The organism is Ancylobacter mangrovi, assembly GCF_024752355.1.
GTDB lineage: Bacteria > Pseudomonadota > Alphaproteobacteria > Rhizobiales > Xanthobacteraceae > Ancylobacter > Ancylobacter mangrovi.
Window position 1 is genome coordinate 445,134 of sequence record NZ_JANTHZ010000002.1, and the last position, 13,486, is coordinate 458,619.

The 13,486-nt window shown below is 70.2% G+C and carries 17 protein-coding genes; 9 read left to right on the forward strand and 8 right to left on the reverse strand.

Features of this window, described 5'->3' with window-relative positions; all coding sequences use genetic code 11:
* Positions 1–44: 44 nt before the first annotated feature.
* Positions 45–536, reverse strand: coding sequence for an MmcB family DNA repair protein (locus tag NVS89_RS07390; protein ID WP_258731956.1), 492 nt, complete (start codon positions 534–536; stop codon positions 45–47).
* Between the two features lie 143 nt (positions 537–679).
* Between NVS89_RS07390 and NVS89_RS07395 the strand changes: the two genes are divergently transcribed.
* The gene (locus NVS89_RS07395) at positions 680–1,261 is read left to right on the forward strand and encodes a chromate transporter (RefSeq protein ID WP_258731958.1); all 582 of its coding nucleotides are present in this window, start codon (positions 680–682) and stop codon (positions 1,259–1,261) included.
* Positions 1,258–1,788, forward strand: a complete 531-nt coding sequence (locus NVS89_RS07400; protein ID WP_258731959.1) for a chromate transporter — start codon at positions 1,258–1,260, stop codon at positions 1,786–1,788. The genes NVS89_RS07395 and NVS89_RS07400 overlap by 4 nt, the downstream gene beginning before the upstream one ends.
* Before the next feature lie 12 nt (positions 1,789–1,800).
* Here NVS89_RS07400 and NVS89_RS07405 read toward each other — a convergent pair whose 3' ends face one another.
* Positions 1,801–3,174: an MATE family efflux transporter gene (locus tag NVS89_RS07405; RefSeq protein WP_258731961.1), complete on the reverse strand. Its 1,374-nt coding sequence runs from the start codon at positions 3,172–3,174 to the stop codon at positions 1,801–1,803.
* A gap of 307 nt (positions 3,175–3,481) precedes the next feature.
* On the opposite strand from NVS89_RS07405, the gene argB reads away from it, so the two are divergent.
* The 7 genes from argB (at position 3,482) to NVS89_RS07440 (ending at position 8,781) form a co-directional block, all read left to right on the forward strand.
* Positions 3,482–4,411 (forward strand): acetylglutamate kinase, encoded by a 930-nt coding sequence (gene argB / locus NVS89_RS07410; protein WP_258731962.1) that lies wholly within the window; start codon positions 3,482–3,484, stop codon positions 4,409–4,411.
* 9 nt (positions 4,412–4,420) lie between these two features.
* Entirely contained in the window at positions 4,421–5,134 is a 714-nt protein-coding gene (locus NVS89_RS07415; protein WP_258731963.1) for a pyrimidine 5'-nucleotidase, read from the forward strand.
* Positions 5,135–5,210: 76 nt separating this feature from the next.
* Positions 5,211–6,053 (forward strand): 2,3,4,5-tetrahydropyridine-2,6-dicarboxylate N-succinyltransferase, encoded by an 843-nt coding sequence (dapD, locus tag NVS89_RS07420; protein ID WP_258731964.1) that lies wholly within the window; start codon positions 5,211–5,213, stop codon positions 6,051–6,053.
* Positions 6,054–6,176: 123 nt separating this feature from the next.
* Positions 6,177–7,418: a succinyl-diaminopimelate desuccinylase gene (gene dapE / locus NVS89_RS07425; protein WP_258731965.1), complete on the forward strand. Its 1,242-nt coding sequence runs from the start codon at positions 6,177–6,179 to the stop codon at positions 7,416–7,418.
* Between the two features lie 10 nt (positions 7,419–7,428).
* On the forward strand, positions 7,429–7,872 hold the full coding sequence (locus tag NVS89_RS07430) for an NUDIX hydrolase (RefSeq protein WP_258731966.1): 444 nt from the start codon (positions 7,429–7,431) through the stop codon (positions 7,870–7,872).
* A gap of 42 nt (positions 7,873–7,914) precedes the next feature.
* Positions 7,915–8,367, forward strand: a complete 453-nt coding sequence (locus tag NVS89_RS07435; RefSeq protein WP_258731967.1) for a TIGR02301 family protein — start codon at positions 7,915–7,917, stop codon at positions 8,365–8,367.
* Between the two features lie 141 nt (positions 8,368–8,508).
* Positions 8,509–8,781 (forward strand): hypothetical protein, encoded by a 273-nt coding sequence (locus NVS89_RS07440; RefSeq protein WP_258731968.1) that lies wholly within the window; start codon positions 8,509–8,511, stop codon positions 8,779–8,781.
* A gap of 201 nt (positions 8,782–8,982) precedes the next feature.
* On the opposite strand, the gene rpsU is transcribed toward NVS89_RS07440, so the two are convergent.
* The 6 genes from rpsU to dnaJ all read right to left on the reverse strand — a co-directional run bounded on the left by rpsU (position 8,983) and on the right by dnaJ (position 13,448).
* Positions 8,983–9,216 (reverse strand): 30S ribosomal protein S21, encoded by a 234-nt coding sequence (rpsU, locus tag NVS89_RS07445; RefSeq protein WP_144341544.1) that lies wholly within the window; start codon positions 9,214–9,216, stop codon positions 8,983–8,985.
* Positions 9,217–9,417: 201 nt separating this feature from the next.
* The gene (locus tag NVS89_RS22980) at positions 9,418–10,038 is read right to left on the reverse strand and encodes a DUF1330 domain-containing protein (protein ID WP_374114536.1); all 621 of its coding nucleotides are present in this window, start codon (positions 10,036–10,038) and stop codon (positions 9,418–9,420) included.
* 19 nt (positions 10,039–10,057) lie between these two features.
* A complete protein-coding gene (gene pyrF / locus NVS89_RS07460) occupies positions 10,058–10,774 on the reverse strand; it encodes an orotidine-5'-phosphate decarboxylase (protein ID WP_258731969.1) in 717 nt (238 codons plus the stop codon).
* Positions 10,775–10,808: 34 nt separating this feature from the next.
* Positions 10,809–11,390 (reverse strand): NADPH-dependent FMN reductase, encoded by a 582-nt coding sequence (locus tag NVS89_RS07465; RefSeq protein WP_258731970.1) that lies wholly within the window; start codon positions 11,388–11,390, stop codon positions 10,809–10,811.
* 122 nt (positions 11,391–11,512) lie between these two features.
* A complete protein-coding gene (locus NVS89_RS07470) occupies positions 11,513–12,127 on the reverse strand; it encodes a class I SAM-dependent methyltransferase (RefSeq protein ID WP_258731971.1) in 615 nt (204 codons plus the stop codon).
* Between the two features lie 181 nt (positions 12,128–12,308).
* Positions 12,309–13,448 (reverse strand): molecular chaperone DnaJ, encoded by a 1,140-nt coding sequence (dnaJ, locus tag NVS89_RS07475; protein WP_258731972.1) that lies wholly within the window; start codon positions 13,446–13,448, stop codon positions 12,309–12,311.
* Positions 13,449–13,486: the final 38 nt, after the last annotated feature.

The window sequence follows — 13,486 nt, forward strand, 5'->3', positions numbered from 1 at the left end:
GAGGCGCGGCCCGCGATGCAAGCACGCGCGCCGGTTATCCCCTCCTAGAGTTCGATGCCGCGCACGCCGTCCGGGTCCATCAGCCCCATCAGGCGGCCGGCCGCGGTGCGCGCGAGGCGCAGCGTCACGGCGCGCCGCGTCACCCCGGGCATGGGGTGGCGGGGCGCCTCGCGCACCAGCCCGGCACCGAACTGATCCGCGACCATGACGCCGGCATCCTCGGGCAGGATCTCGACCGGAAAGTCCGGCCCGACGGCGAAGAACAGCCGGTCGCAATGCAGGCGGTAGTCGGCCCATTTGCGGTCGGTGCGGAAATCGGTCACCGACGACTTGATCTCCACCACCCACACCTCGCCGCGCCCGTCGATGGCGGCGATGTCGGCGCGCCGTCCCGAGGCGAGCGAGAACTCGGGCACGCCGACCAGCCCGCGCGCCGCGAGATAGCGCAGCGCGCCGCGCTGGATCGCGCGGGCGGTCTCGGACTGGCGTCCGTCGAGCGGCATGACGATGGAGAGGGAAGCGAGCGCCTGATCCATGTTCGTACCCTATCCGTTCTCATTCGCGGACGGAAGGCGGCGCCCTGCCGCACGATCGTGCAATGTAAATTGAATGCAGACGGGCGTTACCTGCCGCGCGCGATTCGTCTAATAGGCACGCACTCCCTCCCGTGATCGCCCCCATGAACAAGTCGCCATCGCCCATCGAGCCGCTCAGTCCGCCGCCCGGACTGGTGCAGCTTTTCGTCGGGTTCCTGTCGGTCGCCGTGATCGCCTTCGGCGGCGTGCTGCCGATCGCCCGGCGCGCGCTGGTGGAGCGCTATCGCTGGATCACCCCGGACGAGTTCACCGAGCTGATCGGGCTCGCCCAGTTCCTGCCCGGCCCGAACATCATCAACCTGGCGATCGTGGTGGGCGGGCGCTTCTGCGGGCCGGCCGGCTCCGTAGTCGCCTTTCTCGGGCTGGTGCTGGTGCCGGGCACGGGCGTGGTGCTGGCGAGCATCCTGTTCAGCCACTATGCGGACGTGCAGGCGGTGTCGGACATGCTGGCGGGCCTCGCCGCCGCCGCCGCCGGGCTGGTGCTCGCCATGGGCGTGCGCATGGCGGAGCCGATCTATCGCCGCCCGCGGGTCCACACCATCGCCATCGCCGCCGCCGCCTTCATCGCCATCGCCGTGCTCGGCCTGTCGCTGCCGGTGGTCATGCTCACGCTGGGGGTGATCTCGATCGCCCTGTCCTGGTGGGTGGAGAGACGCCCGCGATGAACGATTCCAACCCGCTGGTCGCGCTCGCGCTGCACTTCCTGGCGATCTCGATCTTCGCCGTCGGCGGCGCCAATGTGGTGCTGCCGGAAATCCACCGGCAGGTCGTGGACGTGGCCGGCTGGATGAGCGACGTCCAGTTCGCCCAGAACTACGCCATCGCCCAGGCGGCGCCCGGGCCCAACATGCTGGTGGTGACGCTGATCGGCTGGCACGTCGCGGGCGTGTGGGGCGCGATCGTGGCGACGCTCGCCATGACCGGGCCGACCTGCGTCATCGCCTATGTCGTCGGCGGCATCTGGCACCGCTTCCGCGCCGCCCGCTGGCGCCGCGTCGTGCAGGGCGCGCTGGTGCCGCTCACCGTCGGCCTGATCATCGCCAGCGGCCTGATCCTCGCCGAGGGCGCGGCGCGCAGCTATGCCACCGCCGCCTATACCGCGGTCACCATGGTGGTGCTGCTGCTCACCCGCATCAGCCCGATCTGGCTGATGGCCGGCGGCGCGATACTGGGGGCGGCCGGCCTCATCTGAGGCGATCGCCTCTCAGCCCAGCCCCTCCTGCTCGATGGCGGAGGCACCCTCGCCGCGCGAGAAGGGCGGCAGCTCGGCGCCGGCGAGCGGCGTGCCGCGCTCGGGCGGACGGGCCTGGCTCTGCAGCCGCGCCACCAGCGAGAAGGCGCAGATCAGCGCCGCGACGCCGAACGCGACCGAGCCGATCGCCTGTCCGCCGATCACCCCCTCGGCGCCGAACCAGCGCCCGCCGAGCCAGACCAGAGGAATGGTGCCGATGGTCGCCCGCGCCCAGTTGAAGCCGGTCGACATCAGCGGCGCGCCGAGATTGTTGAAGGCTGCGTTGGCGGTGAACAGCGCGCCCTGGAACACGAAGCTGCCGGCGGCGTAGAGGCAGAAGAAGGCGACCAGCTGCTCGCCCTCCGGCGACAGGCCGAACAGGCCGGCGAGCGGCAGGCGCGCCAGCGCCAGGGCCAGCCAGATCAGCACGACATAGGAGATGATCAGCTTGAGGCTGTCGCGGATCGCCTGCCGCACCCGGTCGTAGCGCAGCGCGCCGACATTCTGGCCGACCACCGGCCCGATGGCGCCGGTGAGCGCGAAGAGCGGGCCGAAGGCGACCGGGATGATGCGCCCGATCACCGCCCAGGCTGCGATTGCCGCGTCGCCGTGCGGCGCCAGTGCATAGGTGACGTAGGCATTGCCGACCGGCGTCGCGACATTGGTCAGGATCGCCGGCACGGCGATGGCCGAGAGCGGCCCGACATCGGTCAGGAAGGCGGACAGGCGCGGGCGCTCGGCCAGATGATGGATGCGGACCACCGCATAGAGCCCGTAGGCGGTCATCACCGCGCGCGAGATCACCGAGGCGATCGCCGCGCCCTCGACGCCCAGCCCCAGCGCCAGGATCAGCAGCGGGTCGAGCACCGCCGTGGCGAGCCCGCCGCACAGCGTCACCCACATGGAGCGACGCGCATCGCCCACCCCGCGCAGCACGCCCGAGGCCGCCATGCCGATGCCGAGCAGGGGCGTGGAGGGCAGCACGATGAAGAGAAAACCGCGGGCGAGCTCCAGCGTGCGGCCGGAGGCGCCGAGCAGCGCCAGCATCGGCCCGACAAAGGGAAGCATCACCGCGACCAGCAGCACCGTCGCCAGCACCATGTAGACCATGGAAGAGGTCGACAGGCGCCGCCCGTCCTGCGCGTGGCCGCTGCCGATGGCGCGCGAGACCAGCGCCGAGCCGGCGATCATCACCCCGATGGCGACCGAGGTGGTGAAGAACATCACCGTGCCGGCATAGCCGATCGCCGCCGCCAGTTCCTCCTCGCCGAGCAGCGAGATGTAGAAAAGGTTGAGCAGGTCTACGACGAACACGGCGACGAGGCCGATCGAGCCGGTCGCCGTCATCACCGCAACGTGACGCAGCGTGGAGCCCTCGACGAAGCGAGGTCTGATCGGGGAGCGGGAGGGGGTACCGGCGGACGGAGCACTCATGCAGGCGCATATGGCATCGAAAGGCCGCGCGCGACAGGCGTGGGCCCGCAATCGACCGCTTGCGCGGCTGCCGCGCCTCGAAGGGAAGGCGCCGAAACCTCGGCGGATTATTGAGAAGCGTCACCGAAATCGGCTAGAAGGGCACGCCTCGACACCGCTGCCGGCCCGCCGGACGGCGGCGCGCCGCAAGCCCCGCATCCTCCCGCGAGACGGATCCGCCATGACCGCCGCCACCACCGCCACCCCGACCGACGACGTCAACATCGACCCCATCGATGACCACGCCAAGGCGCGCGTGCTCGTCCAGGCGCTGCCGCACATGCAGCGCTATGACGACGCCACCATCGTGGTGAAGTATGGCGGCCACGCCATGGGCGACGAGCAGGTGGCGCGCGACTTTGCGCAGGACATCGTGCTGCTCGAGCAGTCCGGCGTGAACCCGGTGGTGGTGCATGGCGGCGGGCCGCAGATCGGCGCCATGCTGGCCAAGCTCGGCATCAAGTCGGAATTCGCCGCCGGGCTGCGCATCACCGACAAGGCGACGGTCGAGATCGTCGAGATGGTGCTGGCCGGCTCGATCAACAAATCCCTGGTCGGCTTCATCAACGAGGCCGGCGGCAAGGCGCTCGGCCTGTCCGGCAAGGACGGCAACATGGTCGTCGCCTCCAAGGTGACGCGCAGCGTCCGCGATCCCGATTCCAACATCGAGAAGGTGGTCGATCTCGGCTTCGTCGGCGAACCGGAAAAGGTCGATACCACCGTGCTCGACCAGATCCTCGGCCGCGACCTCGTCCCGGTCCTCGCCCCGGTCGCCACCGGCCGCGACGGCGGCACCTTCAACGTCAATGCCGACACCTTCGCCGGCGCCATCGCCGGGGCGCTGAACGCCAAGCGCCTGCTGCTGCTGACCGACGTGCCCGGCGTGCTCGACCGCGACAAGAACCTGATCAAGGAACTGACCATCTCGCAGGCGCGTGCGCTGATCGCCGACGGCACCATCTCGGGCGGCATGATCCCCAAGGTCGAGACCTGCATCTACGCGCTCGAACAGGGCGTGGAGGGGGTCGTCATCCTCGACGGCAAGGTGCCGCACGCGGTGCTGCTGGAGCTGCTGACCGACCACGGCGCCGGCACGCTGATCACGCGCTGAGGCGGGACCATGCCCGAATCCGCCGCCGCCCCCGGGGCCGACTTCACGCGGATCGACACCTGGGTGTTCGATCTCGACAACACCCTCTACCCGCCCGGGCTCGACCTGTGGCGGCAGATCGACATGAAGATGCGCGCCTATATCGCGGAGTTCCTCGGCCTGTCGCTCGACGAGGCCTTCGCGCTGCAGAAGAGCTATTACCGCAAATACGGCACCTCGCTGCGCGGGCTGATGATCGAGCACGCGATGGACCCGGACGCCTTCCTCGCCGAGGTCCACGCCATCGACCTGTCCGAGCTCGACGCCGCCCCCGCGCTGGGCGAGGCGATCGGCGCGCTGCCCGGGCGCAAGCTCGTCTACACCAACGGCTCGCGCCGCCATGCCGAGGCGGTGCTGGCCAAGCTCGGTATCTCGCACCATTTCGCCGACGTGCACGACATCGTCTCGGCCGAGTTCCATCCCAAGCCGCAGGAGGCGGCCTATCGCGGCTTCCTCCGGCGCTTCGACGTCGACCCGGGACGGGCCGCCATGTTCGAGGACCTGGCGCGCAACCTCGAGGTGCCGGCGACGCTCGGCATGCGCACCGTGCTGGTCGTCCCGCCGGGCCTCGCCGTCAACCCGGCCGACCGCGAGGCGTGGGAGCACGAGGGGCGCGACGCGGGCCATATCGACGTCGTGACCGACGATCTCACCGGCTTCCTCACCGGGCTGCGCCGATCATAGGCATGCGCGCGCCGATCAGCCGTTGACAGAACCCGTCCGCGCCCGGACAAGACGCGCCGGATAAAGGAGAGGCCGGATGTCGAGCGAACTGAAGAGCATCGTCGAGGACGCGTTCGAAAAGCGCACCGAGGTCAATTTCGAGACCGGCGGCGCCGTGCGCCATGCGGTGAACGAGGCGCTCGCCCTGCTCGATGCCGGCAAGGCGCGGGTCGCCGAGCAGGGTGCCGACGGCAACTGGACCGTCAACCAGTGGCTCAAGAAGGCGGTGCTGCTCTCCTTCCGCCTGAACGACATGACGCCGATCCCCGGCGCCCCCGGCGGGGCGCACTGGTGGGACAAGGTGCCCTCCAAGTTCGAGGGCTGGGGCGAGGGCGAGTTCCGCGCCGCGGGCTTCCGCGCGGTGCCGGGCGCGATCGTGCGCCGTTCGGCCTTCATCGCGCCGAACGTCGTGCTGATGCCCTCCTTCGTCAATCTCGGCGCCCATGTCGGCGAGAACTCCATGGTCGACACCTGGGCGACGGTGGGAAGCTGCGCCCAGATCGGCCGGAACGTGCACCTCTCGGGCGGCGTCGGCATCGGCGGCGTGCTGGAGCCGCTGCAGGCCGGCCCGGTCATCATCGAGGACGACTGCTTCATCGGCGCGCGCTCGGAAGTGGTCGAGGGCGTGATCGTGCGCACCGGCTCGGTGCTCTCCATGGGCGTGTTCATCTCCGCCACCACCAAGATCATCGACCGCAGCACCGGCGAGGTGTTCGTCGGCGAGGTGCCGCCCTATTCGGTGGTGGTGCCCGGCTCGCTGCCCGGCAAGCCGCTGCCGGACGGCACGCCCGGTCCCTCGCTCTACTGCGCGGTGATCGTGAAGCGGGTCGACGCGCAGACCCGCTCCAAGACCTCGATCAACGACCTCCTGAGGGATTGATCGCCGGCGGCGGTTCTGCCGTCATCCCGGCCGAAACACCGGCTAGGCGGTAGAGCGCCGAGCCTTCCCAACAGCCCGGACCGGCCTCGGCCGCGCCGGGGCAACGGTTCGAGGAGATGTCGCATGGCCGACCCAACTCCCGTTCAGGCCGGGGCGGACGCCGCCGGGACGGCCCCTTCCGGGGCCGATCCGGTCGAGATCGCCCGGTCGCTCATCCGCTGCCCCTCGGTGACGCCGCAGGAGGGAGGGGCGCTGGCCTGCCTCGAGGGCATGCTCGGCGCCGCCGGTTTCACCGTCCACCGCGTGAAGCTGACGGGCCCGGATACGCCGGACGTCGAGAACCTCTATGCCCGCTTCGGCACCAAGGGGCCGAACCTGTGCTTTGCTGGCCATACCGACGTGGTCCCGCCCGGCGACCCCTCGCACTGGCGCTTCCCGCCTTTCGAGGGCGCGATCCATGGCGGGATGCTCTACGGGCGCGGCGCGGTGGACATGAAGGGGGGCGTCGCCGCCTTCGTCGCCGCCGGCATCGACTTCGCGCACAGCCATGGCGGCGCGGCGAGCGAGGGCGAGATGGCGCCGGGCTCGATCTCCTTCCTCATCACCGGCGACGAGGAAGGCCCGGCCATCAACGGCACGGAGAAGCTGCTGCGCTGGCTGGCCGACCGCGACGAGCGGCTCGACCATTGCGTGCTGGGCGAGCCCTCCAGCCGCGCAGTGCTGGGCGACATGGTCAAGATCGGCCGGCGCGGCTCGCTGTCGGGCACGCTCACCGTGCACGGCAAGCAGGGCCATGTCGGCTATCCGCACCTCGCGGAAAATCCCATTCCCGGCCTGACGAAGCTTCTTGCGGGCCTTTACGGCGAGCCGCTCGACGGTGGCAACACGCATTTCCAGGCGTCGAACCTCGAAGTCGTCTCGGTCGATGTCGGCAATCCCGCCTACAACGTCATTCCGGCCGAGGCGCGGGCGCGCTTCAACGTCCGCTTCAACGAATTGTGGACGCCGCAGACGCTGGCCGCCGAGATCGAGAAGCGGCTGCGCGATGCGGCGGGCAATTCGGTGCGCTGGAGCGTCGATTTCGAGGCCCGCTCCTCCGACAGCTTCCTCACCGCGCCGGGCGCCTTTGTCGAGCTCGCGGTCGAGGCGATCGCCCAGGCGACCGGGCAGAGGCCGGAGCTCTCCACCACGGGCGGCACCTCGGATGCGCGCTTCATCAAGGACTACTGCCCGGTGATCGAGTTCGGCCTCGTCGGCACCACCATGCATGCGGTCGACGAATCGACGCCGGTCGCCGAGATCCAGGCACTGACGCGGGTCTATGCCGGCATCATCGAGCGCTATTTCGCCACCTTCGGCCGTTGAGACGACTGGCATGAGCACCCCGCGCCCCGTCCTCGCCACCAGCGCCGCCGTGTTCCGCGACGGGCGCGTGCTGCTGGCGCGGCGCGGCCAGCGTCCCTCGCTCGGGCTGTGGACGCTGCCGGGCGGGCGCGTCGAGCCGGGCGAGACGCTGGCGCAGGCCGCCATGCGCGAGGTGATGGAGGAGGTGGGCGTCGCCTGCGCCATTCTTGGCGTGGCCGGTGCGGTCGACGTGATCCGGCACGACGCGGCGGGCGGGCTGAGCGCGCATTACGTGGTGGTCAGCCACGCCGCGCGCTGGGTCTCCGGCGAGCCGGCGACCGGGCCGGAGGCGGCCGAGATCGGCTGGTTCGCGCCCGATGCGCTGCCGGACGACGTCACGCCCGGTCTCGCGGGCATCGTCGAGGCGGCCCATGCCCTCGCCATCGCCGACGACGCGCCCGACGCGCTCGGCTGAACCGGCCTTGACGACGCCCCGATGGGAGACCACCAATCGCTCATGACCGCCTTCCTCCCCTCACCGCTTCGGCTCGGCCCTTCCCCGCACGCGGCGCGGGTCGCGCTCGGCGCGGCACTGGCGCTCGGCTTGGTGCTCGGCCTGACGCTCGCGGGCGCGCCGGCGCGGGCCCAGACGACGGAAGGCGCGCCGCCGCCCTATGAGGGCGACCTTCTGCGGCTGTCGGAGATCCTCGGCGCGCTGCACTATATTCGCCCGCTCTGCGGCGCGGTGGAGCCGACCCGCTGGCGCGACGAGATGGCCGGAATCCTCAATTCCGAGCACCCGTCCGACGGGCGGCGCAGCCAGCTCATCGCCGCCTTCAACCGCGGCTATGAGAGCTACAAGCAGGTCTACCGGAGCTGCACGCCCTCGGCCGAGCTCGCCAGCCAGCGCTATCTGGAGGCGGGCGCGAAGCTCTCGCGCGACATCGCCGCGCGGTACGGGAGCAACTGACGGCAAAAAGCATGCGACGCAATGGCGCTCGCCCCATTTTTGCCTCACCATGTTAACCGTCCTTCAATTCTTGGGCGGAACGGCGCGGCTGGCGTGCTAGTGTCCCCCTAGATCATGTCACCGCCGCGCGGAGGAAACATTTTGTCCCAGCTTCCCGAGACGCATGACATCGATGAGAAGGCCGATCAGGCCCATGAGGACGCGCGGCACGCCGCGCTCGCCTATCTCGATGAAGCGTGGAACGAGGCGGTCTATGACGGCCTCGACGAAGACTGCCTGGCCCAGGCCGCCCTCTTCACCGCGATCCGCTCGCTGGTCGCCACCTATGGCGAGGACGCCGCCGCCGAATTCGCCGAGCGGCTGGCCGTGCGCATCCGCGCGGGCGAATACACGGTGCCCTTCAACCGCCAGTGAGCGGCGACGCCTTCTTCCCGCGCCTCTGAACCCGAACCAGCCGGCTGCCGCGAGCAGCCGTGTCTTGGCTCGTCTGGCCCGTCGGCGGTAGAGCCGGGGCTTCGCGGGCTGGCCCGGAACGACAAAAAGCGCGGCGACATCGGTCACCGCGCCTTGCGTCTCGTCAGATGAAGCGAAGCCCCGCGATGCGGGGCCGCAGGCTCAGCGGCCGGCCGGCTTCGGCTTCGAGGGAAGCAGACCTTCGCGCTGGGCGCGCTTGCGCGCCAGCTTGCGGGCGCGGCGGATGGCCTCGGCCTCCTCGCGGGCGCGCTTCTCGGACGGCTTCTCGTAGTGGCCGCGCAGCTTCATCTCGCGGAAAATGCCTTCGCGCTGCATCTTCTTCTTCAGCGCCTTGAGCGCCTGATCGACATTGTTGTCCCGAACGAGAACCTGCACGTTGCTTCCTCTTCGTGCCTTCGCTTGCGCGCATGCGTTGAATGTAAGGAGACCGGAAGCGGGCGTCACACGGGCGTGGCACCACGGGCCGACGGTCAAGGTGGCGCACTTAGCAGACCGCGCCAGACTTGTCCACATGGAGTCCGGCGCAGCGCCGCGCGTCGCTGCGAATCAGCGCCGATTCCGTTGCCTCAGGCGCCGTCAGCCGCCCTGGATGACGATCGCCTCGGCGACCGCCGACCTGGAGCGGAAGGCGAAGGCCTTCTGGTACTCGGGCGAACGGTAGCAGGCGAGCGCGGTCTCGTAGTCCTCGAAGGCGAGCACCACGTTGCGCGAGCGCGCCGGCCCGTGCACCGCCTCGTGCCGCCCGCCGCGCACCAGGAACCAGCCGCGATAGGCCTCGATCGCGACCGCGTCGGCGGCGATATAGGATTTGTACGTCTCCGGATCGTGCACGTCGATGCGCATGATCCAGTAGGCGGCAGCCGGCCCTTCCGCCGGGCCGTCGACGACGCCCGCCGCCGGCTGGTCGCCCTCATAGCCCTCGATCACCAGATGGTCCCCCTCGGAGGAGGCGAGCCGGTGCGCGTAGACGGCCTGATATTCGGGCGAATGGAAGCAGGCGAGCGCGGTCTCGTAGTCCTTGAACTCGACCACCACGTTGCGGGAGCGTGAGGTGCCTTCCACCGCCTCGAAGGCCCCGCCGCGGGTCAGGAACCGCCCGCCATGGGCGGCGATGGCCCCGTTGGCGCCCTCGATATAGGGCTTGTAGCCTTCGGCGTCGGTGACATCGAGCCGGCTGATCCAGTAGCCCTTGGCCATTTCGCACCTTTCTCACATGTCAGGAAGCGGCGAGCGCGGCGGCGATCTCCGCCTGCACCGCCCGCGCGGCGGCGGCGGGGTCGCGCGCGGCGACGATCGGCCGGCCGACGACGAGATGGTCGGCGCCGGCCCGGATCGCTTCGGAGGGGGTGGCGACCCGCTTCTGGTCGCCCGCCGAGGCGCCGTGCGGGCGTACGCCCGGCGTGACGATGGCGCGCTTCGGCCCCAGCGCCGCGCGCACCGAGGCGGCGTCGGTCGGGGCGCAGACGATGCCGTCGACGCCGATCTCGCGCGCCTGCGCCACCCGCGCGGCGACCGTGGCGTCGACGCCCTGGGCGTACCCGGCCTCCACGAGGTCGGCCTCGTCATAGGAGGTGAGCACGGTCACGGCGAGGATGCGCAGCGGGCTCGCGCCCTTGCCTTCCATCGCCGCCCGCATGGTCTGGGGATAGGCGTGGACGGTGGCGAAGCTGGCGCCGAGCGCGGCGAGGCTCGCCACCCCGCGCGCCACCGTGTTGCCGATGTCGTGCAGCTTGAAGTCGATGAACACCTTCTTGCCGTCGGCGATCAGCTCGCGGGCGAAGCCGAGGCCGCCGGCGAAGCCGAGTTCGTAGCCGATCTTGTAGAAGGTCGCGGCCTCGCCGATACGCGAGACGACGCTTTCCGCCGCCCCCACCGAGGGAAGGTCGAGCGCGACGATCAGCCGGTCGCGAGGGTCGGGGGCTGGCGCGCTCATCGCTCACGGCTCATCGTTCGAGGCTTCCTGCGACTCAGACGCGCAGACCCGCCCTGAGCGCCGCCTGCTCGATAAGCGCCCGAAGCGTCCCGCGCAACCTTTCCTGCGCGCGCTCGTCCTTGAGGTCGCCGTTCTCGGCGAAGGCCTGAGAGGCGCCGGCGACCATGGCCTGCTCGGCCAGCACCAGCGCGCCGAGGCCGAGCGCCAGCACCTGGCGCAGCATCATCGAGGCGCGATAGCCGCCGAGCGCGCCCGGCGAGGTGGAGCCGATGCAGAACACCGGCTTGCGGAACGGGTCGCCCTCGCCCTTGACGCGGCTGGTCCAGTCGATGGCGTTCTTCAGCAGCGGCGGTACGGCGGCGTTGTATTCGGGCGTCGCGATGAATACGCCGTCGGCGCTGAGAAGCTGCTCGCGCAGCAGCCGGGCGGCCTCGGGCGGGCCCTCGGCCGCCTCGTGGTCGCCGTCATAGATCGGCATCGGATAGTCGGCGAGCGAGATCAGCACCGGCTCGCATTCGAGCAGGGCGAGTTCCTTCGCCGCCAGCGCGGCAAGGCTCGCCGAATAGGAACCGGTGCGGATCGATCCGGCGAAGGTCAGGATCCTCGGGGGGCGCATGCGGGTCTCCGTGGGTGGCGCGGTCGCTCGGCTCCGCGGCGGGACGGGCCCCGCTGGACAGGTCCCGCACCGCGGAACCTCGTCACTCTAGGGCCGGGCGCGTATGGCCGCCAGCCGGCCGATCAGGCGGCGACCGCCTCGGCCTGGCGCGAGCGGTACACCCAGACCCGCGCGGGCGGCAGGTTGGCCCAGATGCGCTGGCTGCGATGGGCGTCGAGATGGCCGGCCTCGAGCGGCACCGGCGACACCACGGCATAGGTGAACTGGATGAAGGGCGCGCGCGGGCGCGAGAGCTCGAACGCCTGGCCGAGCAATTGGTGGCGCTCATGTACCGGGCGAGTGAACAGCGGCAGGCTGGAGACCACGGCGACCGCCGGCTTGCCGAGGGCGCCGTTGAGCGTGCCCTTCATGTCGTAGGCGTCGCCGCGAATGACCGTCGCCGCCGGAAAGCGCACCTTCAGCAGCTTGCAGAATTCCGGGTTGTACTCGATCAGCACCAGCCGCTCGGGCGCGATGCCCCGCGCCAGCAGCGCCGAGGTGACCGGGCCGGTGCCGGGCCCGAGTTCGATGACCGGGCCATCGGAATGGGGATCCACATAGCCCGCCATGGTCCGCGCCAGCGCCCGGCCCGAGGGCGACACCGCTCCGGTTCGTAGCGGGTTCTGCAGCCAGGACTGGAAGAAGCGGACTTCGTCGGGACGCGACTTGGAACAATCGGAGGCGGGACGATGCAACATACCACGTGGATTCCAGTGAGCCGGATGGACCTGTGTCGAGCCGGAATGCAGGTCGAGAGACTCGGTGACCCTAATGATCTTGGCGAGCGATGTTAAGACCCGGTCGTGACGACCCGATTACGATACGACAACATGACGATCACAGGACCGGCCGGCCGGGATTACCCGCGGCCCCGCCCCGCTAGTCGGTATCCCCCGCGAAGAAATCCTTTACCTTGGCGAAGAACCCGTTTGCCTCGGGGTGGGTTTCCTTCGAACATTCGGCGTCGAACTCGGCCAGCAGCTCGCGCTGGCGGCGCGTCAGGTTCTGCGGCGTCTCGACCACCACCTGCACATACATGTCGCCGCGGTTGCGCGTGCGCAGCACCGGCATGCCGCGGCCGGACAGGCGGAAGCGCCGGCTGGACTGGGTGCCCTCGGGAACCTTCACCTTGGTGGTGTCGCCCTCGATGGTCGGCACTTCGGTGGCGCCGCCGAGCGCGGCCGTCACCATGGAGATCGGCACACGGCAGAACAGGTCGGCGCCGTCGCGCTGGAAGAATTCGTGCGGGGCGATCGACAGGAAGATGTAGAGATCGCCCGGCGGGCCGCCGCGCAGCCCCGCCTCGCCCTCATTGCCGAGGCGGATGCGCGTGCCGTCCTCCACGCCCGGCGGGATCGCCACCTGGAGCGTGCGCTCCTTGGTGGTGCGGCCGGCGCCGGCGCAGGCCGGGCAGGGCTCGTCGATCACCTGGCCGCGGCCCTGGCAGCTCGGGCAGGTGCGCTCCAGCGTGAAGAAGCCCTGCGCCTGGCGGATGCGGCCCGAGCCCTGGCAGGTGCGGCAGGTGGTCGGCTGGGTGCCGGGCTTGGCGCCCGAGCCCGAGCAGGTCTCGCAGACGATGGTGGTCGGCAGGTGGATGGTGGCGTCCTTGCCGTTGAACGCATCCTCCAGCGTGATCTCCATGTTGTAGCGCAGGTCCGCCCCGCGCTCGCGGCCACGGCCCCCGCCGCCGCCCCCGCGCCGGCCGCCCATGCCGAACAGGTCGTCGAAGATGTCGGAGAAGGTGGAGGCGAAATCCGCGCCGAAGCCGGGACCGGCGCCGCCGCCCATGCCGCCATCGAAGGCCTGGTGGCCGAAGCGGTCATAGGCGGCGCGCTTCTGCGGGTCCTTGAGGACGTCGTAGGCCTCGCTGATCTCCTTGAAGCGCGATTCCGCATCCGAATTGTCGGGATTGCGGTCCGGGTGCCACTTCATGGCAAGCTTGCGATAGGAGCTCTTCAGCTCGCCGTCGGAGCAGGTCTTGGTGACCTCGAGGATTTCGTAATAGTCGCGCTTCGACATGGGTAGTTGGGCCGCCCAACGTTCGCAACCGGCTTTAC

Bases quoted from the DNA above. Each gene is read 5' to 3' on its own strand.
- NVS89_RS07470 (WP_258731971.1), bottom strand. From the start codon at position 12,127: ATGTTGCATCGTCCCGCCTCCGATTGTTCCAAGTCGCGTCCCGACGAA.
- NVS89_RS07390 (WP_258731956.1), bottom strand. From the start codon at position 536: ATGGATCAGGCGCTCGCTTCCCTCTCCATCGTCATGCCGCTCGACGGA.
- dapE (WP_258731965.1), top strand. From the start codon at position 6,177: ATGGCCGACCCAACTCCCGTTCAGGCCGGGGCGGACGCCGCCGGGACG.
- NVS89_RS07400 (WP_258731959.1), top strand. From the start codon at position 1,258: ATGAACGATTCCAACCCGCTGGTCGCGCTCGCGCTGCACTTCCTGGCG.
- dapD (WP_258731964.1), top strand. From the start codon at position 5,211: ATGTCGAGCGAACTGAAGAGCATCGTCGAGGACGCGTTCGAAAAGCGC.
- NVS89_RS07430 (WP_258731966.1), top strand. From the start codon at position 7,429: ATGAGCACCCCGCGCCCCGTCCTCGCCACCAGCGCCGCCGTGTTCCGC.
- NVS89_RS22980 (WP_374114536.1), bottom strand. From the start codon at position 10,038: ATGGCCAAGGGCTACTGGATCAGCCGGCTCGATGTCACCGACGCCGAA.
- NVS89_RS07405 (WP_258731961.1), bottom strand. From the start codon at position 3,174: ATGACGGCGACCGGCTCGATCGGCCTCGTCGCCGTGTTCGTCGTAGAC.
- NVS89_RS07435 (WP_258731967.1), top strand. From the start codon at position 7,915: ATGACCGCCTTCCTCCCCTCACCGCTTCGGCTCGGCCCTTCCCCGCAC.
- NVS89_RS07395 (WP_258731958.1), top strand. From the start codon at position 680: ATGAACAAGTCGCCATCGCCCATCGAGCCGCTCAGTCCGCCGCCCGGA.
- NVS89_RS07415 (WP_258731963.1), top strand. From the start codon at position 4,421: ATGCCCGAATCCGCCGCCGCCCCCGGGGCCGACTTCACGCGGATCGAC.
- pyrF (WP_258731969.1), bottom strand. From the start codon at position 10,774: ATGAGCGCGCCAGCCCCCGACCCTCGCGACCGGCTGATCGTCGCGCTC.
- NVS89_RS07465 (WP_258731970.1), bottom strand. From the start codon at position 11,390: ATGCGCCCCCCGAGGATCCTGACCTTCGCCGGATCGATCCGCACCGGT.
- argB (WP_258731962.1), top strand. From the start codon at position 3,482: ATGACCGCCGCCACCACCGCCACCCCGACCGACGACGTCAACATCGAC.
- dnaJ (WP_258731972.1), bottom strand. From the start codon at position 13,448: ATGTCGAAGCGCGACTATTACGAAATCCTCGAGGTCACCAAGACCTGC.